The 23,896-nt window shown below is 68.8% G+C and carries 19 protein-coding genes; 6 read left to right on the top strand and 13 right to left on the bottom strand.

Going from position 1 to position 23,896, the window contains the following annotated elements:
* Positions 1-64 precede the first annotated feature (64 nt).
* Positions 65-1,006 carry a hypothetical protein gene (locus tag RIV14_RS00420; protein WP_075371574.1) on the top strand — a complete coding sequence of 314 codons (942 nt, stop codon included), beginning with the start codon at positions 65-67 and terminating at the stop codon, positions 1,004-1,006.
* 96 nt (positions 1,007-1,102) lie between these two features.
* On the opposite strand, the gene RIV14_RS00415 is transcribed toward RIV14_RS00420, so the two are convergent.
* The 9 genes from RIV14_RS00415 to RIV14_RS00375 form a co-directional block, all read right to left on the bottom strand.
* Positions 1,103-1,873, bottom strand: a complete 771-nt coding sequence (locus RIV14_RS00415) for a succinate dehydrogenase/fumarate reductase iron-sulfur subunit (RefSeq protein ID WP_075371573.1) — start codon at positions 1,871-1,873, stop codon at positions 1,103-1,105.
* Positions 1,870-3,870 (bottom strand): fumarate reductase/succinate dehydrogenase flavoprotein subunit, encoded by a 2,001-nt coding sequence (locus RIV14_RS00410; protein WP_070661373.1) that lies wholly within the window; start codon positions 3,868-3,870, stop codon positions 1,870-1,872. Before RIV14_RS00410 ends, RIV14_RS00415 begins: the two co-directional genes overlap by 4 nt.
* Before the next feature lie 12 nt (positions 3,871-3,882).
* Positions 3,883-4,635 carry a succinate dehydrogenase cytochrome b subunit gene (locus tag RIV14_RS00405; RefSeq protein ID WP_178387817.1) on the bottom strand — a complete coding sequence of 251 codons (753 nt, stop codon included), beginning with the start codon at positions 4,633-4,635 and terminating at the stop codon, positions 3,883-3,885.
* Positions 4,636-5,021: 386 nt separating this feature from the next.
* Positions 5,022-5,612: a GNAT family N-acetyltransferase gene (locus tag RIV14_RS00400; protein ID WP_075371571.1), complete on the bottom strand. Its 591-nt coding sequence runs from the start codon at positions 5,610-5,612 to the stop codon at positions 5,022-5,024.
* 25 nt (positions 5,613-5,637) lie between these two features.
* Entirely contained in the window at positions 5,638-6,396 is a 759-nt protein-coding gene (tsaB, locus tag RIV14_RS00395) for a tRNA (adenosine(37)-N6)-threonylcarbamoyltransferase complex dimerization subunit type 1 TsaB (RefSeq protein WP_075371570.1), read from the bottom strand.
* Between the two features lie 9 nt (positions 6,397-6,405).
* Positions 6,406-7,455 (bottom strand): hypothetical protein, encoded by a 1,050-nt coding sequence (locus tag RIV14_RS00390; RefSeq protein ID WP_075371569.1) that lies wholly within the window; start codon positions 7,453-7,455, stop codon positions 6,406-6,408.
* Complete coding sequence (tsaE, locus tag RIV14_RS00385; RefSeq protein ID WP_075371568.1) at positions 7,452-8,090, bottom strand: tRNA (adenosine(37)-N6)-threonylcarbamoyltransferase complex ATPase subunit type 1 TsaE; 639 nt, start codon at positions 8,088-8,090, stop codon at positions 7,452-7,454. Before tsaE ends, RIV14_RS00390 begins: the two co-directional genes overlap by 4 nt.
* Positions 8,091-8,170: 80 nt before the next feature.
* Positions 8,171-9,511: an alanine racemase gene (gene alr / locus RIV14_RS00380; protein WP_075371657.1), complete on the bottom strand. Its 1,341-nt coding sequence runs from the start codon at positions 9,509-9,511 to the stop codon at positions 8,171-8,173.
* Positions 9,512-9,608: 97 nt separating this feature from the next.
* A complete protein-coding gene (locus RIV14_RS00375) occupies positions 9,609-11,519 on the bottom strand; it encodes a bifunctional ADP-dependent NAD(P)H-hydrate dehydratase/NAD(P)H-hydrate epimerase (RefSeq protein WP_075371567.1) in 1,911 nt (636 codons plus the stop codon).
* Positions 11,520-11,717: 198 nt separating this feature from the next.
* Here RIV14_RS00375 and RIV14_RS00370 point away from each other — a divergent pair, with 198 nt between their 5' ends.
* Positions 11,718-12,197, top strand: a complete 480-nt coding sequence (locus RIV14_RS00370; RefSeq protein WP_075371566.1) for a holo-ACP synthase — start codon at positions 11,718-11,720, stop codon at positions 12,195-12,197.
* Between the two features lie 69 nt (positions 12,198-12,266).
* Here RIV14_RS00370 and glmS read toward each other — a convergent pair whose 3' ends face one another.
* Positions 12,267-14,171, bottom strand: a complete 1,905-nt coding sequence (gene glmS, locus RIV14_RS00365; protein WP_075371565.1) for a glutamine--fructose-6-phosphate transaminase (isomerizing) — start codon at positions 14,169-14,171, stop codon at positions 12,267-12,269.
* A gap of 162 nt (positions 14,172-14,333) precedes the next feature.
* Here glmS and coaA point away from each other — a divergent pair, with 162 nt between their 5' ends.
* A complete protein-coding gene (gene coaA / locus RIV14_RS00360) occupies positions 14,334-15,317 on the top strand; it encodes a type I pantothenate kinase (protein WP_075371564.1) in 984 nt (327 codons plus the stop codon).
* 530 nt (positions 15,318-15,847) lie between these two features.
* On the opposite strand, the gene RIV14_RS00355 is transcribed toward coaA, so the two are convergent.
* A complete protein-coding gene (locus tag RIV14_RS00355; protein WP_075371656.1) occupies positions 15,848-16,960 on the bottom strand; it encodes an alpha/beta fold hydrolase in 1,113 nt (370 codons plus the stop codon).
* Complete coding sequence (locus RIV14_RS00350) at positions 16,941-17,381, bottom strand: helix-turn-helix domain-containing protein (protein ID WP_075371563.1); 441 nt, start codon at positions 17,379-17,381, stop codon at positions 16,941-16,943. Before RIV14_RS00350 ends, RIV14_RS00355 begins: the two co-directional genes overlap by 20 nt.
* A gap of 310 nt (positions 17,382-17,691) precedes the next feature.
* On the opposite strand from RIV14_RS00350, the gene RIV14_RS00345 reads away from it, so the two are divergent.
* Genes RIV14_RS00345 through RIV14_RS00335 form a run of 3 tightly spaced genes read left to right on the top strand, consistent with a single transcriptional unit; the run spans position 17,692 to position 20,628 of the window.
* Positions 17,692-18,699 (top strand): ketopantoate reductase family protein, encoded by a 1,008-nt coding sequence (locus RIV14_RS00345; RefSeq protein WP_075371562.1) that lies wholly within the window; start codon positions 17,692-17,694, stop codon positions 18,697-18,699.
* Between the two features lie 58 nt (positions 18,700-18,757).
* Positions 18,758-19,798: an ATP-binding cassette domain-containing protein gene (locus RIV14_RS00340; protein ID WP_075371561.1), complete on the top strand. Its 1,041-nt coding sequence runs from the start codon at positions 18,758-18,760 to the stop codon at positions 19,796-19,798.
* A complete protein-coding gene (locus tag RIV14_RS00335; protein WP_075371560.1) occupies positions 19,795-20,628 on the top strand; it encodes an ABC transporter permease in 834 nt (277 codons plus the stop codon). Before RIV14_RS00340 ends, RIV14_RS00335 begins: the two co-directional genes overlap by 4 nt.
* Positions 20,629-20,644: 16 nt before the next feature.
* Here RIV14_RS00335 and RIV14_RS00330 read toward each other — a convergent pair whose 3' ends face one another.
* Complete coding sequence (locus RIV14_RS00330; protein WP_428978854.1) at positions 20,645-23,824, bottom strand: ATP-binding protein; 3,180 nt, start codon at positions 23,822-23,824, stop codon at positions 20,645-20,647.
* Positions 23,825-23,896: the final 72 nt, after the last annotated feature.

The following is a 23,896-nucleotide window of genomic DNA, read 5'->3' as shown; positions in this document are numbered from 1 at the left end:
GCCAGTCCACAGAGCATCTGATGCCAGTTCTCACGTCTTGAGCTCAACCCTCACGCTGGTAGGCATGACCACCGGCATTGCCTCCAAAAGTCCATCTCACAGCGCCCCGTCATTCCTCCTGTCCTCCGACGCCGTCGCGGCGGGGGCTTCTCACTTGTGCACCGCGCCGGGTCTGTTCCGGATCGGTCCTGGTGTCTATACCCCGCAGCAGGAGTGGACGGCGGCCAGGCCGGACCTGCGGCATCTGACTCTCATCCGGGCCGCACTGGCCAAGGCCCGCAGGGACCTGGTCCTGCTTGGCGCGTCGGCGGCCGTGTGGCTCGGACTCCCACTGGTGGGCCGCATCCCGGGGCGGGTCCAGTGCCTCGGGCGTCGCACGGATCGATCGAGCACCGCTCTTCTGCAACGTCGGGAGAGAACCGGGCTCGGCGCGTTGGAAACGGTCAGAGGAGTCTTGGTGTCCAACGTCTCTGACACGGTCGTTGATCTGGCCCGTTGGGGCGGGCTCACCCAGGGAGTGTGCGCCATGGACGCCGCCCTGGCCGCCCGCCTGTGCACCCGCGCCGAGCTGACCGACGCCGTCAACCACCTGGCCACCGGCGCCCGCGGCATCCGCAGCGCCCGCACCGCCACCCACCTGACCGACGCCCGCTCCGAGTCCCCCGGCGAGTCCCTCTCCCGCGTACGCATGTGGCAGGCCACCCTGCCCCGCCCCGACCTCCAGCACGAAGCCCACATCAACGACCACACCTACCGCCTCGACTTCCTATGGCCCCACGCCAGGGTGGTCGGTGAGTTCGACGGCCGTATCAAGTACCGCAAGAACAGCTACGGAAAGAACGCCGAGGACACCGTCCTCAACGAGCGCCGCCGCGAGCTCGCCCTGACCCGCGCCGGCTACGACGTCGCCCGCTGGACCTGGGAGGACGCCTGGCCAACCGACGCCCCAGCCATGCTGCGCGAGCTCGCCCACCACAACATCCACCCCACTGGTGTGCGTTGGTAAGACACCGCCGAGCCGGGCATTTCTCGCGTAGCCCTACAGAAATTCCGTTGGGGTACGCGAGAAATGCCCGGCTCGGTACTGAGTGAGGCAGGTGGATCAGTGGGCGTGCTGGCCCTTCCACAGGGCGTGGCCGAGATCCCGGTTGAGGCGCGAGATGACCTCGAGCGGCACCGACTTGGGGCACACGGCCGCGCACTCACCGATGTTCGTGCAGCCGCCGAAGCCCTCGGCGTCGTGCTGGCCCAGCATGCTCACCACGCGAGCGAGACGCTCGGGCTGGCCCTGCGGAAGCAGACCCAGGTGCGAGATCTTCGCGCCGGTGAACAGCATGGCCGAGGCGTTGGGGCAGGCCGCCACGCAGGCGCCGCAGCCGATGCAGGCGGCCGCCTCGAAGGCGGCATCGGCCTTCTCCTTCTGCACGGGCACCGAGTGGGCCTCCGGGGCCCCACCGGTGTTGACCGAGATGTAGCCGCCGGCCTGGACGATGCGGTCCAGGGCGGAGCGGTCCACGATGAGGTCGCGCAGCACCGGGAAGCCGGTGGAGCGCCACGGTTCGATCGTGATGGTGGAACCGTCCTTGAAGGAGGGGTCCTCCGCCAGGTGGCGCATGTGCAGCTGGCAGGTGGTGGAGCGGATGGGCCCGTGGGCCTGCCCGTTGATGACCACACCGCACTGACCGCAGATGCCCTCGCGGCAGTCGGAGTCGAAGGCCACCGGCTCCTTGCCCTCGGCGAAGAGCTGCTCGTTGAGCAGGTCGAGGACCTCGAGGAAGCTCATGTGCTCCTCGATCCCGCTCATGGCGTACTCCTCGAAGTGGCCCTTCGAGTCCTGGTTCTTCTGGCGCCAGATCTTGAGCTTGATGTTCACTTGTAACTCCGCTGCTTGAGCTCGATGTCCTTGTAGACGAGGTCCTCCTTGTGGAGGATCGGCGGCTGGTTCTCCCCGCCCCACTCCCAGGCGGCGACGTAGAGGAACTCATCATCGTGCCGCATGGCCTCACCCTCGGGAGTCTGGGACTCCGCCCGGAAGTGGCCACCGCAGGACTCACGCCGGTGCAGGGCGTCGATGCACATGAGCTCGGCCAGCTCGAAGAAGTCCAGCAGTCGGCCGGCCTTCTCCAGGGCCTGGTTGAGCTCGTCGGCTTGGCCCGTGATGCGGGCGTCGCGCCAGAACTCCTCCTTGAGGGCCCGGATCTGCTCGATGGCGTCGCGCAGTCCGGCATCGCGCCGCTCCATGCCGCAGTACTCCCACATGATGCGGCCCAGGGCCATGTGGAAGTCGTCCACGCTGCGGGTGCCGCGCAGGGCCATGAGGCGGGCGACACGCTCCTCGACGGAGCGCTTGGCCTCGGCGATCTCCGGGGCGTTGGGGTCGACCTTGCCCAGGCGCAGCATGTCCGCCAGGTAGTCGTTCATGGTGTCAGGCAGGACGAAGTAGCCGTCGGCCAGGCCCTGCATGAGGGCGGAGGCGCCCAGGCGGTTGGCGCCGTGGTCGGAGAAGTTGGCCTCTCCGGCGATGTAGAGGCCCGGGACGTTGGACTCCAGGTCGTAGTCCACCCACAGGCCACCCATCGTGTAGTGCACGGCGGGGTAGATGCGCATGGGGACCTCGTAGGGGTCGTCCCCGGTGATGCGCTGGTACATCTCGAACAGGTTGCCGTAGCGGGCCGAGACGGCGTCCTTGCCCAGGCGGCTGATGGCCTCGGAGAAGTCCAGGTAGACACCGCGACGCATCATCCGCTCGTTGCCGTCGGCGTCGCGCTCCTTGATGGCCGGTCCCACGCCGCGACCCTCGTCGCACATGTTCTTGGCCTGGCGGGAGGCGATGTCACGCGGCACGAGGTTGCCGAAGGCCGGGTAGATGCGCTCGAGGTAGTAGTCGCGCGCCTCCTCGGGGATGTCACGCGGGTCCTTGTCGCAGTCCTCAGCCTTCTTGGGCACCCAGATGCGTCCGTCGTTGCGCAGGGACTCACTCATGAGGGTGAGCTTGGACTGGAAGTCCCCGGACTGCGGGATGCAGGTGGGGTGGATCTGCGTGTAGCAGGGGTTGGCGAAGTAGGCGCCCTTGCGGTGCGCGCGCCAGATGGCGGTGGCGTTGCAGCCCATGGCGTTGGTGGATAGGAAGAACACGTTGCCGTAGCCGCCGCTGGCCAGGACGACGGCGTCGGCCAGGTGGGTCTCGATCTTCCCGGTGACCATGTCGCGGGTGACGATGCCGCGGGCGCGGCCGTCGACGATGATGAGCTCGACCATCTCGTGGCGACGGAACTCCTTGACCGTGCCGGCGTGCACCTGGCGCTCGAGGGCCTGGTAGGCGCCGATGAGGAGCTGCTGGCCGGTCTGGCCGCGGGCGTAGAAGGTACGGGAGACCTGCACGCCACCGAAGGAGCGGTTGTCCAGCAGGCCGCCGTACTCGCGGGCGAAGGGGACGCCCTGGGCCACGCACTGGTCGATGATGTTGGCGCTGACCTCCGCCAGGCGGTAGACGTTGTCCTCGCGGGCGCGGTAGTCACCGCCCTTGACCGTGTCGTAGAAGAGCCGGTAGACGGAGTCCCCGTCGTTGCGGTAGTTCTTCGCGGCGTTGATACCGCCCTGGGCGGCGATGGAGTGAGCCCGGCGAGCCGAGTCCTGGTAGAAGAAGACCTTGACGTTGTAGCCCTGCTCGCCCAGGGAGGCGGCCGCGGCGCCGCCGGCCAGGCCGGAGCCGACGACGATGATGTCCAGCTTGCGGCGGTTGGCGGGGTTGACCAGCTTGGCCTCGAACTTGCGCTGCTCCCAGCGCCGGTCGATCGGGACGGAGTGGGGGGCCTTGGTGTCGGCGATCTTCTCGCCCTCGTAGTACAGGCCGTCGATGAGTTCAGTCATAGTCGTTCACTCTCAGTGGGTCGCTGTAGCACACTCGGCGAAGTGCTCGGCGGAGGAGCCGATCGCGTCACAGAACTGCGGGTAATAATCGGCAGCGGCCATGGGGGCATCGACATAGCCGAAGAGGATCGCCGTCGGAACCGCCATGAAGGCGACGAACAGCGCGAAGGCCAGCACGAAGGCGATCAGCCGGATGAAGGGGATGGTGTTTCCTCGCACCGCCCCCAGCGTCTGCAGGGCGGACCACACGCCGTGCCACACGTGCAGGCACAGGGCGGCCAGCGCGACCGCGTAGATGAGCCACACCCACCACAGCTGGAAGCCGTAGTACATGTTGAGGTAGGCCCGCCCGTGCACGTACTTCCCTCCCGGCGTCAGTGACAGGGTGGTGTACTGCAGGAGGTGCCAGATGATGAACAGCAGGAGGATGACGCCGCCCCACCGCATGGTGCGCATGGCGTAGCGGGAGGCGAAGTACTCGGCGCCGGGCTTCTTGACGGCGTACTTGTCGTTGCCGCGGGCCCGCTTGTTGCGCGCCCACAGGCTGAAGGCGCTGCCGGCGTGAGCCAGGAGGCAGGCGACGAGAGCCAGGCGGAGGATCCACAGGACACCGCCGTAGGGCATGATCGGCACCAGCAGCGCTCGCAGGAACACGGCGTAGTGATCGTAGGCGACCTCACCCTCGAAGTAGTGCAGGTTGCCGTAGGCGTGGAAGAGGACGAAGAACAGGAACACCAGTCCCGAGATCGCCATCATGCGCTTCATGAAGACGGTCGTGGAGAAGGCGGTCCGCCTCTTCAGGGAAGGAGCAGATGATTTGGCCACGGCAGAAGGCTAGCCGGGCACCAGGTCCCGTTGGTCCCGCCTGGGCCCCTACCAGCGACGTTAGTGTGACGATCCGCAGAATCGCGGGGATCTCATCGAATCTCGATTCGTCATTCAACGCCGCGGAATATGCTGACACCGGCATCTGGGGCCGCCTTTTCGTCACGGGGGTGTCAGACAAATCTGTGAAGTGGCCGACACCTACCGCTTCTCTCCCCGCGGTCCGTGTTTATCTCCGGTCGCCGCGGACCCATCTGCTTCTTCGGTCCCGGCGCAATCCGTCCAGTCGGACACCGGGGCTTGCCCCCGGAATGGGCTGCTCGGGCTCAGGGCGGACTCGGATCACCGGCCTCGGCCCCCACCGGTCCCGGGCGCGGGCGCAGAGTCAGTCGCATGACCACGGCGTCCTCCGGCGGTGCCTGGTAGTAGCGGCGGCGCCGGCCGATGGGAACGAACCCGTGCCTGGCGTAGAGCCGCTGGGCGGCCTCGTTGGACTGACGCGTCTCCAGCAGGACATCGGGGCAGCTCACCTCTCGGGCGGTGGAGACGAGCTCGGTGAGCATGAGGGAGGCGATCCCTCGCCCGCGCGCGGCCGGGACGGTGGCGATGGTCAGCAGATCCGCGCTGGTCAGCCCGCCTGCGTGATAGAGCCCGGCATAGCCCAGGAGCCGTGGCCCGTGCGGCCCGGCCCCGGTGGCGCGACCCGCGGCGTCATCATCGGTCTCTTCGGACTCGACGACGACGTAGCGGCGGTCCGCCCCAGGCCCCTGAGAGGCCACCAGCTCGGCGGCCAGCAGATCTCTGCTCCAGGCCTCGGCTCCGAAGAGCTCGCCCTCGAGACGGGCGATGGTCTCCAGGTCCCCCGCCGCCATCTCCCGCAGTCTGGGGGCCCGGCCCGCTCCCGTCACCTCGGGCATCTCAGTGTCCTTCGTGGCCCCGGGGTCAGCGCACGCGCTTGCGGGCGGTGGGCATCTGCACGTCGGCGTGGCGCAGGTAGAGCGGCTGCGTGCTCAGCTCCTCACCGCGCTCGAGGCGGGCCAGGGCGATGCGCACCTGGGTGAGGGCGTCACCGGAGACGGGGGCCAGGGCCTCGTGGCAAGAGACCGTCTCCGCCAGCTCGGGGTAGAGGGCGGCGCCGGAACCGGCCACGATGTCGACGCCTCCGCCTTCTCCGTCCTGCCCCGGCGTCTGCTCGGCGAGGCGCTGGGCGACCTGGGCCGGGGGGCAGACGCTGATCTCGGTCAGGCGGGTGACGTCGTCGGGACCGTTGGCGCGGAAGAGTGCCGCGTAGACCTCGCGCCTGCGGGCGTCGGTGGCGACCAGGACGACCGGATCCTCGCGTCCCTCGTGGGCTCCGAGCTCGTCCAGGGCACGGCGGGCGACGACGTCGAGGCTGGAGACCCCGTGGACGGGCACGCCCCGGGTGCGCCCGACGACCCCGGCCGTCACCAGTCCGGCCCGCAGTCCGGTGAAGGGGGCCGGTCCGGTGGCGGCGACCACGGCGTCCAGCGGACGCTCGGCCACCTCGGGAACCGACAGAGCCTCAGAGAGCATCTGCCCGAGGGACTCGGCGTGACGGCGGGTATCGGCCTGTTCGTCCTGGCTCAGCACCTGCAGGGCGCGCGCGCCGGCGGCCGAGGGGGCGGCATCGACGACCGCGAGCTGAGTCCCCAGGGAGGAGTCGATGGAGAGGATTCGCACCGGACCAGCCTATGCCTTCGGGTCTCGTGGCAGGTTGACGCGGCTCTCGGGGATCGTGTCCCCCAGGGTCTCACCGACGGTCGCGTCGGCGTCATCCTCAGCCCCGTCCCCCAGAAGGGACAGGTCGATGGCGGCGCGGGGGATGCCCCGCCGCACTGCGGCGCCCTGGGTGTCGGACTCGTCCCGGCTGAGCCGGTCAGCGCGCTCGGCCATGTCGGCGCGGTTGCGGGCCTGGCGCAGCGGGGCGGTCACCTTGCGCTCGTGACGGACCGTGATGATGACGGTGAGGATCCCGACGACGACGACCGCCAGGACCGGCCCCCAGATCGTCCAGCCCCCCGTGGTGGAGCGCTCCTCGCCCTGAGCGGCGGAGGTCTTGGGCTTGGACCCGGCGCGCTCACGCAGGATCTCTCCGTAGTCGCGCAGATCGATGGGACCGGCCAGGCGCCGGGTGGCGGCCTCCCCCATCGCCGTCACCGTGGTGCCGCTCAGCGAGTACCAGGCGTTGGCGTTGCGGTCGTGGACGAGGTGGGCCTCACCCATCTGGTCGACGTCGGTGGCCAGGTCGTCGTCGAACACGGGGGTGCAGGTGGCGTGCCCCTTGTCATGGACCACCTCGAGAAGACCGACCGGCTTGCCGCCCGAGGAGACGGTCGCGGCCCAGTCGCCGGTGTCGACGGGTTGCGCGGTGGGCTGGGAGCCGTCAAGGAAGCCGGAGGCCCAGGTGTAGACGCTGCGCGGATCGCCCACCGTGATCTCGCCCTGCTCACCGGTGCTCTGGCGTACCTGAGCGACGCACTCGCTCTCCATGAGCGCCTTGGCCTCGTCACGCGAGTCGGCGTCGGTCGAGACACCCGCCACGCCGCCGGCCGACGTGATCGCCGTGAGGTGGGGGCCGGTGTCGGCAGCGGCCCGGACCGGCGCCGGGGTCAGGAGGTAGACGCCCAGGAGCGCCGCCGCCGCAGCGGACAGGAGCAGGTGCCGGGGACGCCGGGAGCACTGGGCGGGCCGGATCGGGGTGGCGTTGCGGAGCGGTGCCACGGTGGTGGGAGTGTTCACAGCGGCGCTCCAGGCTGGCAGGAGGCCTCTGCGGCCAGGGGGTTCAGGTCGACGTCGGCCCAGCGCGGACCGACGGCGTGCACGATGATCGTCCGGTTGCCGTCGTCGACCTCGCCGAGGTCCACGACCGGTTCCCCCGTTACCGAGCCGGCGGGAGACTCTGACCCGGCGGGGGCGTCGTCGGGCTGCGGGCGCTCGGCGCGCACGGCTCCGTGGGGGCGCAGCACCTGGATCTCCAGGCGGTCGGGGCTCAGGGCCTCCACCTTCTCCTCGCCCCACTCGACCAGGGTGACGGCGCGGTCCAGGGAGGAGTCCAGGTCGAGGGCGTCAATCTCCTCCAGGGAGGTGATCCGGTAGGCGTCAACGTGGATGAGGTCGGGGCCGTCGGAGACGGAGGGGTGCACGCGGGCGATGATGAAGGTGGGTGAGGAGACCCGGCCGCGCACCCCCAGGGCCGCACCGACGCCCTGGGCGAGCGTGGTCTTGCCGGCCCCCAGTCCGCCGGAGAGCATGACGAGGTCGCCGGCGCGCAGCAGGCGGGCCAGGCGGGCACCCAGTGCCCGGGTCTCGTCGGCGTTGCCGGTGGCAATGGTGATCCCGGGGGCGGTCTGCGGTGTGTGCGGCGCTGTGCTCATATTCCCTCCTCATCCGTGCATGGGTCCGATGGTGGAACCGGCCGGCCTGATGGGGGCCGGCGATATCCGACGTCTGCCGTCTAGGGTCGAGAGTAGTCGCCAGTGCCGGGCTCCCCGACGTAGCAGCGCGGGACACGAGCTCCCAACCGGGTCACGATCTCGTAGTTGATGGTGCCGCAGGCCTGCGCCCAGTCATCCGCGGTGGGGACGGCCTCCTGATCTGAGTCCTGGGGGTCTCCCCAGAGCACGGCGGTCTCCCCGACCTGGGCCGGTGCCGGCAGGGGCGCTCCGGTCTCGTCCACGGCCGGGCCGAGGTCGACGACCACCTGGTCCATGCACACCCGCCCCACGACGGTTGTCATGATGCTGCCGACTCCCACGGGGCCGGTGGAGCTGGCGGCGCGGGGGACGCCATCGGAGTACCCCAGGGGCACGAGCCCCACCCAGCGGTCGGTGGGGGCGCTCCAGGTCCCCCCGTAGGAGACGGCCTGCCCGGCCTCGATGCGCTTGACCTGCACCAGAGGGGACTCCAGGCGCATGGCGGGCCGCAGCCCGAGCTCGGCGCCGGTGGCCACGGAGGGGTCGGGACTCAACCCGTACAGGCCGATGCCTGCGCGCACCAGGTCCATACGGGCCTGCGGGTGCCACAGGAGTCCTCCGGTGGCGGCCAGGTGGTGGATGGGCGGGTTGAGGCCGGCGGCCCGGACGACCTGCTCGGCCTGCCGGTACCGCTCCAGGTGCTCCTCGGTGGAGCCGCTGGCAGGCTCGTCGGCGCGCGACAGGTGGGACCACAGGCCGACGACGGCGACCGTCCCCTCGTCCTCGGCCCGCCTCAGCGCGGCGGCCAGGGCCGGCAGCTCCTCGGGGGTAGCGCCGCCGCGCGACATGCCGGTGTCGACCTTGAGGTGGAGACGCGCCGTCCTCCCCTGCGCCCGGGCCGCCGCCGACAGGGCCTCAAGCTGAGGCAGGGTGGACACCGACAGGTCCAGGTCAGCGGCCAGGGCGGCGCGCAGGGGCGAGTCCTCGGCGGCCGCCCGGGTAGGATCCATGACGGGCAGGAGCCAGGTGAGGACCCGGGGGGCCTGCGCCGAGGGCTCCCCCACCGGGCGGCTCACACCGGCCTCATCCAGCAGGCAGCGCAGCGTCAGGGCCTCGACGAGCTGGGCCACTCCCAGCCAGGAGGCTCCCGCTGACAGGGCGGTCAGGCCGACCGGTCCCAGCCCGTGACCGTAGGCGTCGGCCTTGACCACGGCCATCCACGGCACACCCGCCACCTGCGCCAGGCGCCGCCCGTTGTGGGCCACGGCCTCCAGGTCGATGACGGCCCGCGAGGTAGCCGCCGCCGGTGGCGCGCACTGGGCGAGCGCGGATCGCGGAGCGGTGGAGGAGGTCGTTGCGGCAGAGTCCAGGGAGGTGGTCACGGCGCGATTGTCGCACTGGGTGGCCGAGGGCGCCGCTGTATCCTGGCCCACGCCTCGAGCCGGAAGGCCTGCTGGACACCGCTTCAGGTGCCGCACCTCAAGGGTGGGGCACCGCCTGGAGCCAGTTGAGCTCGAGGCGGGCCGGGCCGAGGGCAGCGGCAATGTCCAGGGCGGCGATCGGGTGCCCGCCGACCCCCGTGCCCCCGGCGCCCTGCGGGCTTGCTGCGGCGTAGGCCCCCGCGAGCGCGTGCAGCCTGACGCCGGCGGCCACCGATTCAACCAGGACGTCTACTGAGGTCGGGTCCGAGGCGGCGGGCGCCGTCTCCTGCTCCCAGCGGGCTGCGGCGCCGGCCAGGACCGCTCCGAGGATCCCGGCCAGCACGTCCCCGCTTCCGGCACTCGCCATCCAGCCGGGGCCGCTGTCTACACTGACCACGGGGCGCTGTGGTGCGGCGATGAGGGTGGTGGCTCCCTTGAGCAGGACGGTGGCGCCGGTGAGGCGGCAGATCTCGCGGGCGGCGAGCCCCGGGTGGGCCTCGACGCGCTCGCGGCTCCACCCATGGGTCTCCTGCGCCGCTGCCCCCTTGTCCTCCAGTGCGATCAGCAGCGCGGCGGCCTCTCCGGCGTGCGGGGTCAGCACGTGCAGCGGCGTGCAGCCTAGCTCCTCAGTGAGGAGCTCGGGCAGGATGCTCAGGGCGCCGGCGTCGACGACGGTGGGGATCCGGGTGTGGCCCTGCCTGCCTCCGCCGGAGGGTGCCAGGGTGGAGGCGAGCACGGCTCGCACCTCATCGGCCCTGGTGGTGTCGGCGGGGTCGATGCCCGGCCCCAGGATGAGTGCCTGAGCGCGTCCGGCGGCGGGGACGACCTCGGGTCGGGCAGCCAGGACGAGGTCCTCCACACGCCTGGGCGCGGTCAGGCGCACCATGCCGGCGCCGGCGCGCACGGCGCCGCTGGCGGCCAGGACGGCGGCACCGGGATAGGTCTCGCTGCCGGCCCACAGGCCGACCACGCCACGGGTGTACTTGTGGTCATCGGGGCCCGGCTCGCGAAGGGCTCGTCTCAGGTAGTCGCCCAGGGCGCCGTCGGCGGGGTGGCGGGCCAGGGGCCGGCTCGTGGGCGCGGGCAGCCCGAGGGGGACGACCTCGACGACGCCGCACAGGTGCCGGGCCGGGGGCAGGCACTGGCATCCCTTGAGGCAGGTGAAGGTGACGGTGAGGTCGGCGGCCAGGACCGGGCCGCTCACCGTGCCGTCGTCGACGCCGGTTCCGCTGGGCAGGTCGACAGCGATGACGCGCAGCGGGCGGTGCCCCGGTTCTCCGGCGGCGATGAGCGGGGCGATGAGAGCGGCGGCGTCGGGTCGCAGCGCCCCGGTGGCGCCGATGCCGGTGAGCCCGTCCAGGACGAGTCCGCCGCGGACGAGGAAGGCCTCGATAGCGGCCACGGCCTCGGCTAAGGCCTGATCGGTTCCGTCATCGCTGCGGTAGCCGGCTCCGTGGATGGTGACGCCGTGGCTGCGGGCCTCCTCCAGGGCGACGGGATGGGGGTGCTCGGTGGCGAGCACGGCGCTGACCGCGCAGCCGCTGTGGGCGAGCAGGCCACCGGCCAGGAGGGTGTCGGCCCCGTTGTGGCCGCCGCCGACTAAGAGGAGTACCGGGGCCCCGGAGATCCATCCGGGGCTCGCGCACGCGCCTGCCCCACCACCTGTTCCTCCCAGCGGCGTCGTCGGGGAGAGCGGTGAGGAGGGGGTCGGCGCCGTCCCCACGGGACTCGCCGAGGACACTGGCGCCAGAACCGACCGGGCGGGGACCGCCACGGTGCCCGCAGTGCCGCCTCCTTGGCGCAGCTCGCGCAGTGCCGCCCGGGCCACCGCGTGGGCGGCGGCTCTCATGTAGCGGTCGGTTCCCGCGGTGACGGGGGCCTCCGCAGAGGCTATCTCCCGGGCGGGCCAGGCACAGGTGGTGGGGTCGGTGACGTCGTGGGAACGCGGGAGGTCGTTGAGGTCACTCATCCGTCCCATTGTCCTCCGCTCTGCTCTCCTCGCCCCTCCAACGCGGCTTTGAGACAGGCAGTTTCACACAACGGGACTCACCCGGTGGCTGCCGGTCCAGGTCGGCCGCCGTCGGGCAGGCAGCAAGAAGTTGTCCTTTCTAGAACTAGGTGGCGCGTTCACCCCTCGCCGTCCCCGTTCACCCGGCACAATGGCCGAGTGATTCGCGCTGTAGGGACCGATCTGGTTGATATCCCCCGCCTCGAAGGCTACATGGACCGGGTACCCGGCCTGCGCGAGCGGCTCTTCACCCCCGCCGAGCTGGCCGCCTGCCAGAAGCGGGCAGCCTCCCTCGGGGCGCGCCTGGCGGCCAAGGAGGCGGTTCTCAAAGCCCTGGGGTCGGCTCACGCCGAACTCGGGCTGGACGCGCCCCAGGGGTGGGAGTACCAGGACATCGAGGTGACCTCGATGCCCGGCACGCCGCCGCGCCTGCGCCTGACCGGGGCGGCCGCGATGGCCGCGCGCCAGGCCGGCATCGGCCACTGGCACCTCTCCCTGGCCCACGACGGCGGTATGGCCCAGGCCTTCGTCGTCGCCCAGGCCGACCACGTCGACAATGACGACGACCTGGCCCTGTCCTCCCAGCGCTCACAGGCCCGCACGAAGCAGCAGATCAGGTCCCTTCGCCCCGCCCTGTAGACGACGGCGCCGAGCCCGGGATACGGGCTCGGCGCCGTTGAGGGTCGAGTCGACGTCTCGGCGTCGGCCCTACTCGACGGTGACGGACTTGGCCAGGTTGCGCGGCTGGTCGATGTCCAGCCCCTTGGCACCGGCCAGCGCCGCGGCGAAGATCTGCAGCGGCACCACGGTCAGCAGCGGCCACAGGATCGTGGGGGTGACGGGCACCCGGATGATGTGGTCGGCGAAGGGCTCGACGTCGGTATCCCCCTCCTCCGCGATGACGATGGTGCGCGCGCCGCGGGCCCGGATCTCCTGGATGTTGGAGATGACCTTGTCGTGCAGGACGGGGCGGCGCGGGGTGGGCACGATGACGAAGACCGGCAGCCCCTCCTCGATGAGCGCGATCGGGCCGTGCTTGAGCTCGCCGGCGGCGAAGCCCTCCGCGTGGACGTAGGCGAGCTCCTTGAGCTTGAGCGCCCCTTCCAGCGCCACCGGGAAGCCGACGTGGCGGCCCAGGAACAGGAAAGAGGACTTGTCCGCCAGCGCGGTGCCCAGCTCACGCACCCTGGCCTCCTGGTGGTCCAGGACGTGCTGGATGCGGTCCGGCATGGCGGCGAGGTTGTCCAGGTACTCGGCGACCTCGTCGGGCCACTTGTTGCCGCGCAGCTGGGCCAGGTAGAGCCCCAGCAGGTAGCAGGCGGTGATCTGGGCGAGGAAGGCCTTGGTGGAGGCCACGGCGACCTCCGGGCCGGCGTGGGTGTAGAGGACGGCGTCTGCCTCGCGGGCGATGGTCGAGCCGTAGGTGTTGACGATGGCCAGGACCTTGCTGCCCTGCTCACGGGCGTGGCGCACGGCCTGGATGGTGTCCATGGTCTCGCCGGACTGGGAGATCGCCACGGTCAGGGTCTTCTCGCTGACGACCGGGTCGCGGTAGCGGAACTCGTGGGCGAGCTCGACCTCCACGGGGATGCGGCACCAGTGCTCGATGGCGTACTTGGCGACGTGCCCGGCGTAGGCGGCGGTGCCGCAGGCGATGACGATGATCTTGTCGACGCTGCGCAGGACGGCGGGGTCGATGCGCATCTCGTCGAGCTGGAGCTCACCGCGCTCGTCGACGCGGCCGCGCAGGGTGTCGGCCACGGCGGTGGGCTGCTCGTGAATCTCCTTGTCCATGAAGGTGTCGTAGCCGCCCTTGACGGCGGCGGAGGCATCCCAGGAGACCTCCCAGGTCTTGGGCTCGACGGCCTTGCCGTCCTGGTCCCAGACGTGGACGGCGTCGGCGGTCAGCAGGAGGACCTGGTCGTCGTCGACCTCGGCGGCCTTCTTGGTGAAGGCGACGAAGGCGGCCACGTCGCTGCCCAGGAAGTTCTCCCCCTCACCCAGGCCGATGACCAGGGGGCTGGAGCGGCGGGCGGCGACGATCGCCGCGGGGGCCAGGGCGGTGACGGCCAACAGCGCGAAGGTGCCCTCGAGGCGGGCGGTGACGGCCTGCATCGAGGCGACCAGGAGGTCAGCGACCCGGGCCGGGTCGGAGGCGGCAGCCGGGTCCTGGCGCAGACGGGAGGTGAAGTCGATGTCCAGGACGTGGGCGACGACCTCGGTGTCGGTGTCCGAGAGGAGCTCGCGCCCGGCGGCCTCGACCTCCTCGCGCAGCGGGCGGAAGTTCTCGATAATTCCGTTGTGAACCACGGCGAGATGGCCGGCGCGGTGGGGGTGGGCGTTGGCCGTCGTCGGGCCGCCGTGGGTGGCCCAGCGGGTGTGGCCGATGCCCGCGGTGGCAGGAGCCGGCGGGGTGGCCTCCAGGATGGCGCGCAGGCCCGAGAGCTTGCCCGCCTCCTTGACGACATCCAGGCCGGAGGGACCCACCAACGCGACGCCCGCAGAGTCGTAGCCGCGGTACTCCAGACGGCCGAGGCCATCCATCAGAACGGTCAGGGAACGGGAGGAACCAGTTTCACTCGGAGGGCCGACGTGGCCGACAATTCCACACATGCTCCGATCGAATCATGCCGGCGCGGCGTTGACAACGAGCGCAGGGACACGTCGATGTGATCTCGATGTGATCTCCGTGCGACCTCGATTCCCCGCCAACACCCCGACGAGCCCCATTCGTTCCCCGGGGATCGTCCGCCGCGCCTTGTCATTTGCGACACTGTGTCAGTGACATCCGAGCTGAGCGACCCGAGTGACCTGGGCTTCCCGTGCGCCTCGCCCTACATCGAGCTGGACCGGGACCAGTGGTCCGCCCTGGCGTCCTCGGCGCCACTGCCGCTGACCCAGGCCGATGTCGAGAAGCTGCGAGGACTGGGCGATCCCATCGACCTGGCTGAGGTCGACGCCGTCTACCGGCCCCTGACCGCGCTGCTGGAGGACTACATCACCACCTCGCGGGAGCGGGCGCACCGCACTGGCGCCTTTCTGGGGGTGAGGGAGCCGCCCACGCCTTTCGTCGTCGCGGTGGCCGGGTCGGTCGCCGTGGGCAAGTCGACGACGGCGCGCCTCATCGCCCACCTGCTCGCCCGCTTCCCGGACACGCCCCGGGTGGACCTGGTGACCACCGACGGCTTTCTGCTGCCCAACCGGGTCCTTGAGGAGCGCGGACTCATGGCCCGCAAGGGATTCCCCGAGTCCTACGACCGTCGCGCGCTGCTGGAGTTCGTGGCGGCGGTGAAGTCCGGCAGCGAGTGTGTCCGGGCGCCCGTCTACTCGCACACGGTCTACGACATCGTCCCGGACCGGCACGTGACGGTGGAGCGTCCCGACATCCTCGTGCTGGAGGGGCTCAACGTGCTCCAGCCCGCCCCGCGGGGGTCGCGGCCGGGGGCCTCGGCGCTGGCGGTGAGCGACTTCATCGACTTCTCGATCTACGTCGACGCCGACCCCGGCGACATCCGCCGCTGGTACCTGGACCGGTTCCTCACCCTCAAGCACACGGCCTTCACCCAGCCGGGCTCGTACTTCCGGCGCTTCGCCGAGATCCCCGACGACGTGGCCCTGGCCGGGGCCAGCGAGATCTGGGAGAGCGTCAACCTGGTCAACCTGCGCGAGAACATCGCCCCCACCCGGGGGCGGGCCACCCTGGTCCTGACCAAGGACGCCGAGCACCGCATGAGCCGGGTCCTGCTGCGCAAGTCCTGATTCCTCCTCGCGCTGAGACTCCAGTGGGGTGAGCTGCCTGGGGTGAAGTCATCCGCCGGTTCACCGGACATAGCGGGCCTGGTCGCCCGCAGCCGCCTTGCCGGCCTTGGGCGTGCACTGCACGAGGGTCGGGTGCTACTGCGGGAGGGTTGGGTGTACTCCAGGTAGGTAGGACCTTCGTGCAGTGCGCACAACCCCTGGCCAGTAGATCCCCACCCTCGTGGAGTAGACCGCACCAGAAGAGGGGCATGCCCGAACCGGCATCAAGCATGCGCCGTCAGCAACCCGAAGAGGGGCCAAGGACGTCCTTCGGCGACAAAGCCCCAGACCGTTCTCGTGGTAACGAAGCAAAACCGCATGATCCAAGTCTCGTTCACGCGATCTGGGGTTCGAACGTCCCTTTGTCACCGATGTGGACACCAACAGGCCGATTCCCCGAAGAGTCCAGTGCAGCACCCAGCGTTAACACCGTGGCGTCGGCACCGATTTTGATTTTCAGAAAACACTCCCACCCCACTCCTGCAACAAGGTTAACGAAGATCATCGACAGCCTTGATAAAAACCTCAGGTTGTTCAGAATGAATATCATGACCGCTTTTAACGTTGTCAACTAGAGTGCCACGAGAGAGAAGCGAGTGGACACGCGACGCATCACGATCATCCATAGCACCGAGCAGCACCCCACGACCATCATAGTAGCCCTGCATATTTGATGGATGAGCAGCATGTAAAATAATTGACGGACAGCGAACAGACTTCAGTGTTTCCGCCTGATTAAAACCAGCAAACCACGAGAAATTATAGAAGGTCTCACCAAATCGTAAGTCATAGGCGCCCGTACCATCCTGCAAGTTAGCCGTCAAGTCGAAGAACTCATTGACATGCAGCTCAGGAGGATAATACCAAAGGCGCGGTATTTCGCCAGGGTGGCGCCTCATGTAATCGAGGGCAGGACGCTTAACAAACACATCAAAGTTCTTTTGCCCAAGAACTTGCGCAAGATAGGTGTGCTCAAGCGAGTAGCGGGTGAAATTTCGTTCACCGCTTCGCAAAAAACGATGCATATCGCGAAACCCGAGCCAAGCAAATGTCTTCTCAGCCCTTCCAGGTTCAGTCGCAAAGAATGGCGCATCCTCAATCAACAAACCAGTGACAAGCTGCGGAGCCCTGGCGGCAACGATAGTCGCCAACAGACCTCCCGAAGAGTGACCGGAGATCAAGACTGGAGACTTGACAACATGCTGGATAAACCACACGAAATCAATCGCATTCTTGATCGCCGTATAATCTGCCGGATTTTTACTCGATCCACCATGGCCATAACAGTCGACCGCAAACACGTGATAGCGTTGAGATAGCTCCCCGAGCACCGCACTATAGTCCCTCCACGTTGTTTGCTGGCCGTGGACCAACATGAGCGGCGAACCATTGGCAGGCCCTTCACCATAGTGAATGACTGAACCGCTCGGCAGCGTTACCTGCCTTTCGACAAAACCAGCACGACGAACAACCGTTTCAGCAGCCCGATCATAGGTCATATTTCGATGAGCATAATAAGTCACGCCTCCCCCGAGCAAGCCAAGCACGGCGCAAATGATTATCAGCACGCGCACCCTCTTTCGCTTAGTTTTCAGTATTGTCATGTGCCGCACGATGATCTCCCTCCACGTGACGAGCAGCCTGCACAAAGAACTGCGCATCCATCAAAGCGAGCCCCTGATCGATGTCGCCGATAAGTAGGAGCTCGTCGCCAGGCTTAATGTTGAATACTTTTCTGGCGCGCACTGGAAGCGTGAGTCTCCCATCCTGATCGATCACAACGGTGCCAAATATGTATTTGCCGGGGCGATCAAGCATGGAAACAAATGAAGTGTCGCCGTTGACAAGATCGTCGATCGCAACATCGAACGCCTGCGCTAGCCGAATACATGAGGAAATGTCGGGATTACCACCCGGAGCCTCCCACTTGGCAATGGTCTGCCGAGAGACGCCAACCTTGTTTGCCAATGCTTCCTGAGTCCAGCGATGCTTTTTACGCAAGGCGGCGATGTTACTACTAATCATAAATGAATGATAAAACGACACACCATGGGCGTCAATCAAACAAAACAGACACGACGAGGTTTACATGTTAAAAATAGTGGCATCCACGCCTGTTTGAATCACACCAGAACCCGCCCTTCACCGGTCCTGATCTGATGACCTTCCCGGGGCGGGCAGCCCTGGTCCTGGCCAAGGACGCCGAGCACCGCGTGAGCCGGGTCCTGCGGCGCAGGTCCTGAGCGGACCTTGAGCACCAGACACTGAAACCGGTCTGAAACCGGAGGGCCACAGGCTCACGGTCATGACAACGCAGGCAACACCTACAGCTCCCATGAATGTCCTTGTCGTCGGTCTGGGGGTGATCGGGACGACGTACGGATACCTCTTTCAGAAGGCTGGTCACCACGTCGAGCACCTGGTGCGACAAAGCAGCACGAGGGCCTCAGTCAGCTCACTCGAGGTCGAGATCCTCGATGGCAGGACTGACCCGAAAGGCTCGCTGACCCGTGACCAGTACACCGTTCACCACCAGAGACGCACCAGCTACGACCTCATCGTGGTCTCAGTGCCGCAGGGCAGGATCGCCGAGGTGATGGCCGACCTCCGCACAAACGGGATCGAGGGACCCGTGCTTCTGTTCTGCGGGTTCTGGGGAGAGCGCGAGGAGCTCGACCGTTTGATGGCCGGCCGCGACGTCCTCCTGGGGTACCCGGTGGCGGGCGGGAGCATCACGGGGGAACAGCTCACCTGCTGCGTCTTCGCCCACATCATGCTGGAGCGGCAAGACAGAGCCCGTTTCCCGGGCTACGAGAGGGTGGAGGCGCTGTTCGGCTCCTGCGGTGTCGGCTTCGAGCGCCCCCATGACATGCTCGAGTGGATCTGGCTGCATATGGCGATCAACGCCGGCGTCGGTGCCGTGGCAGCAATGTACGGCGACGTCGAGGACACGACGCGCGCCGCCGAGCAGCTCATGGGCTCTACCAGGATGCTCGCCCGGGTGGTCAAGGCGATCCGGGAAACATCGAGGATCGTGGCCTCGCGCGGCGTCGATCTGAGGCGCTACCGCGGCGAGATGCTCGCCTACCGGCTGCCGACCGCCGTGTCCGCGCCCCTCATGAAGCGGATGTTCGCCAGGAATCTTCTCACCCGACGGATCATGACGCTGCATGGCAACACCGCTGACCTGTTGTTCGTGTGCCGGACCGTCTACGAGCAGGGCCGGACCAACGGGATCTCTGCGCCCATCTTCTACAAGAGCTACGAAGCGGCCCGTGACAAGGCCGCCCACCGTGATCAGCACCTACCTGACATGGTCCGTGAGCGGAACGAAACGGCGTGAAACCGGACGGTGTCGCGCTGAAGCCGCTGTGAAACCGACGGGGTCCAGCCTTGGCGGCATGGCAACACGAACAGTAAGCGAATCACCCTCACCGGGCGAGACACCGGCCATCAGGACCGATGGCCTGACCCGCACTTTCGGCTCCTTCACCGCCGTTGACGGCCTCGACCTGGAGATCCCCACCGGCATCGTCTACGGCCTGCTCGGCCCCAACGGTGCCGGCAAGTCGACGGCGCTGCGCATGATCACCACCCTGCTGGCGCCCACTCGCGGTCAGGCAATGGTCCTGGGGCACGACGTCGTCCGCGAGCGCCATGCGGTGCGCAGTCTCATCGGGGTGACGGGCCAGTACGCCAGCGTCGACGAGACGCTCACCGGGGTGGAGAACCTGCGACTCTTCGGGTGCCTTCTGGGTCTTGGCCGGCGCCGGGCGCGTGAGCGGGCCGACGAGCTGCTGGCCGCCTTCAGTCTCACTGAGGCCGGTGGCAAGCGGGTCAGCGGATACTCCGGTGGGATGCGGCGCCGACTGGACCTGGCGGTCTCGCTCATCTCCCGTCCCCCGCTCGTCTTCCTCGACGAGCCCACCACAGGCCTGGACCCGCGCACGCGCGAGCAGATGTGGGACGTCATCCGCTCCCTGGTGGAAGGCGGCTCCACGATCCTGCTGACCACCCAGTACCTGGAGGAGGCCGACCGCCTGGCTCACCGGGTCGGCATCATCGATGCCGGACGGCTCATCGCCGAGGGCACACCCGATGAGCTCAAGGACCGGGTGGGCAGCAGCTCCCTCGTGCTAACGCCAGCGACCCCCGAGGACCAGGCAGCCACCGCCGCCATCATCGAGCGGGTGACCGGTCACGCCCCGGCGACCGTCGATCAGGGCACCCACTTGCAGGCGCCGCTGAACAATGCGTCGGTGGCCACCGAGGTACTCGTGGCCCTGCGCGACGCCGGCCTGTCCCCCAGAACCGTCTCGGTGGACCGCCCCAGCATGGACTCGGTCTTCATGGCCCTGACCGGGCAGCCAGGGCGACACGACGACGCGGCCTCGCCCGCTTCCCCATCCGCCCGTCCTTCAGAAGTCAAGGAGCAGTCATGACCGTCCCAGCAGCCACAACCACATCGACCAGCACCTCCCTGTCCTCCGGCGTCTCGCGTTTCAGCGAGGCCAGACTCGTCCCGGACACCCTGGCCATGGCCTGGCGCTCACTCATCACCATGGTGCGCAACTTTGGGGAGTCCTTCGATGTTCTTCTCCAACCGATCATGTTCACCGTCATGTTCGGCGAGCTCTTCGGCGGCGCCATTGCCGGGGACGTCAAGGCCTACCTACCCACGATTGTCCCCGGGCTCGTCATCATGAACGCGCTGACCACGAGCCAGAGCGTGGGCGTGGACCTGCGCGAGGACATGGACAAGGGGGTCTTCGACCGCTTCCGCGCCATGCCGATGTCGCGGGTCGCTCCCGTCCTGGGCCCCATGGTCTCCGACGTGCTGCGCTACCTCATCTGCACCTCGCTGACCGCGCTCACCGGCTACGTCCTGGGCTACCGACCTGAGAACGGCTGGTCAGGCACGCTCGGCGCCATCGCTCTGGCGACGGGCTGCGCCTGGGCCATCGCCTGGATCTTCCTGCTGCTGGGAACGGTCTTCTCCTCGGCCCAGGCGGTCACCTCCTTCTCGGTGATCATCATGTTCCCGCTGACCTTCCTGTCCAACGCCATGGTGCCCACCTCGACGCTGCCGGGATGGCTCAAGGTCTTCGTGCGCAACAACCCGGTCTCACACATCGTGGACGGGTGCCGCTATCTGCTGGACGGAACGGCGGGCTCGGCCGGGGACGTGCGTGCCGCGATCATCGGCTCGCTGCTGGTCCTGGCCATCATGGCTCCCCTGACGGTCTTCCGCTACCAGCGGCGCAACGCCTGAGCAGTACGTCGAGGACTCAGCCGACCTCGCCCGCCAGACGGCCGGCGAGGTCGGCCGCGTGAGCCACGAGCTCGCTGCGGTCCAGACCCCGGATCCTCTCCTCGACCTGACCCAGCGCCGGTGCGTCGAGCTGCTCGGTGCGGGTGCGCAGGTAGTCGTGGGAGAGCAGACGGTAAGTCTGATTAGTACCCACGGCCAGGGCAGTGGCGACCAGCTCGGCCCCCACTGCCCGTCGTTGGGAGCCGGGCTCCGCGGCTGCTGCTGCGGACAGACCGACAGCTGCGGCGAAGCCCATGATCGTGGGGATGTCACGCTGCCGCGGAGCGGGGTCGGACAGGATGTCACGCAGCAGCGAGGTGGCTCGGGCGCGGATGGCTCCAGCATCGAGCTCGACGGCGTCGTCGGGGCTGAGCTCGACGTCAGTGACCAGGCACATACCCAAGTTGTAGAGCTCCCACTGGGAGCCGGCCCCCAGGATGGATCGCCAGTGCCTGGCGTAGTGCAGGCTCACGCGCTGGATGAGGGCGGCGGTGCGCACGTTCCCGCGGGTGAGCTCCAGCTCGCCGCGCACGGAGCGGAGGATGAAGCGTATAGTTTCCGGCAGGTCGACGGACTCGAGCCTCTCCAGCAGCTCGGTTGCAGTCTCAGGGCGCGGATCGAGGTAGACCGTGCAGTAGGCGTCCCCCCACTGCAGCGTCGTGCGGAAGAACTCGCCCCAGCTGGGCAGGACCCGCTCCAGGAGCACCTGGGCGCGCGAGCAGGCGTCAATGACCTGGTTGTAACGCCCCAGGGACATGAGCACCTGCAGGCGGTGGAGGTGGAGCTCAAGCAGGTGAATGCCGGCCAGGTCGTGACTGTGGAGTCGCCCCAGCAGGGCCTCGATGGTCTCCAGGGAGGTCTGAGGGTCACCATCGTCCTCCTGCTGGGCGGCCAGACAGCGGGTCGCCGCCCAGGCGACCCAGGGGTCGGCGTCGTCTGCCAGCTCGGGCCACTGCTCGTCGCCCGCACGCAGGAAGCGCCGCACCCGGGCGAAGGTGCCCTCGCCGTCGAAGGACGCAGGCAGACGTGAGCGGACCTGTGCGGGCACGTGGCTCAGGAGCCCGAAGAGGGTGACGCACAGGGCTAAGACGCTTAGGCCTGCCTCGTTGCCGCGCGGGTCCTGGGCCGGTTGGACGGCGGGACCGATGAGGCGCGCACCGTAGTCGGCGATGCGCTCATAGCTCCAGGTAACACTCCACAGGCGCATGAGTGCGGCGCCGATGAGGCAGATCGCGTCGCGCAGCTCCGCCGGCAGGCGATCCGAGCCGTGGCCGTCGGCCTGCGCCAGGAGCCGGTCGAGCTGCTGAAGGATGACGGCCTCATTGTCGGCGACCTGCTGGAAGAGACGGTCGTGGTGGCGCGCCTCAGGGTGACTGGCATCGCCGAAGTCTCCGGAGTCCACGGGAAAGCGGATCTGGGAGCACAGGTCCACCGCCCACTGGTGCAGGGCTGCGCGAGCCTCGGCCTCGTCGCCGGAGGCGGACAGCTGCGCCAGGGCGAAGTCGCGGACGGTGACAAGCATGTGGAAACGGGGCAGGCCGTGGTCGCGCACCACGAGCAGGGAGTGGGAGACCAGGGCGTCGAGGAGGTCGGCGGCCTGCTCACCGATGAGCGCCTCCGCGGGCAGGAGGGTGAAGCCGTCGGCGAGCAGGGCCAGCCGGGCCAGGGCGCGACGCTCGGCGGCGTCGAGCAGGTTCCAGGACCACTCGATGACCGCCCTCAGAGTGCGTTGACGGGCCGGGGCGTCGCGGGCGGCGGTGAGCAGATCGGGTCTGCCGGGCAGCCGCTCGGCGATCTGGCCGACCGACAGGCTGCGGGTGCGTGCGGCGGCCAGCTCGATGGCCAGGGGGATGCCCTCCAACCGGCTCAGGAGCTCACCCAGGTCATCATCGTCAATGACCTGGCCGGGGCGAGCGGCCAGAGCGCGAGCGCGGAAGAGCTCGGCGGACGAGGCCGCATCGAGAGCCTCAAGACGGTGGACGTGCTCCGCGGCCAGGTCGAGGGGGCGGCGCGAGGTCGCCAGGACACGCAGGTCGGGGCAGGCGCCCAGGAGCGGCCCGACGAGGTCGGCGACCTGGTCAGCCAGGTGCTCGCAGTTGTCCAGCACCAGGACGGTTCCGGGCTGGGAGAGGGCGGCGGCCAGATCGCGGCGTGGGTCGCCGTTGACGACCGCGGAACCTCCGACGGCGTCGAGCAGGACTTTGGTCAGATCGGCCCCGGGCAGCACCTCGGCGAGGGCGACGACGTAGACGGCGGGGCGGCGGCTGCGGGCCGCCACCACCTGAGCCAGGGTCGTCTTGCCGACTCCGCCGGGGCCGGTGATCGTCACCAGATGGTGGGTGCTCAAGGTCTTGAGAACACCGGTCACATCCGCCTCGCGCCCCAGGAAGTGCTCGGGCTCGGGCTCCAGGCCGTGGCGCACGGGGTTTTCGGCGGCCAGGACGGCCTCGTGGGCGGCGCGCATGGCGGGGCCGGGCACGGCTCCCAGCTCGCGCAGCCGACGGCGGTACTGCTCGTAGATCCTCAGGGCCGCAGCGGGTGAGCGCGCCCAGGACTCGGCGCGCACGAGGGCGGCCAGGACGGTCTCGTCGCCGCCATCGCGCTGGGCGGCCTCGCGCAGCAGGTCCGCGGCCTGCTCGTGCTCACCGGTGGCCTCCAGGGCGAGTCCCCGGTCGCGGCGGGCCCCCTCGGTCAGGGCTGCGGCCCGCTCCCGCAGGAGGACCACAGGGGCGTCTCCCGCTCCACCGTTGTCATCGGCTTCGTCGGGAACAGGCACTGGTGGCAGGGAGTCGGTGAGATCGAGGACCTGCTCCCACTGGCCGGCGGCGGCGCAGGCCCGGGCCCGGTGCGCCCTGCCCGACAGGTCCCGGACATCGACCTCCGCCTCCGCCAGCTCCAGCCGGTACCCGTCGCCGCTGCGCTCGACGACGCCCTCCCCCACGACGGCGCGCAGCCGGGAGACGACGACGTGCAGCGCCCGCAGGGGTCGGGCTGGGACGTCCTCGGGCCACAGGGCCTCGATGAGGGCGTTGTCGCTCACCCTGGCGTCCTGGCTGCCGGCGAGCACGGCGAGCAGGTCAAGGCTCCTCCCGCTCAGGGCCCTGCCATGCCAGGTTGGCGGCTCCGTCAGGAGAGTCAGGCGGTACGGGGAGGTCACGGGTCCATTGTCCCCCATCGCCCTGAGGCGGTGTTCCACATGCAGGGGCTGGTCGCGAGGCCGGCCACCGTA

It is taken from the genome of Actinomyces acetigenes (assembly GCF_031296635.1).
Lineage (GTDB): Bacteria > Actinomycetota > Actinomycetes > Actinomycetales > Actinomycetaceae > Actinomyces > Actinomyces acetigenes.
This window is presented reverse-complemented; position numbering and strand designations above follow the sequence as displayed.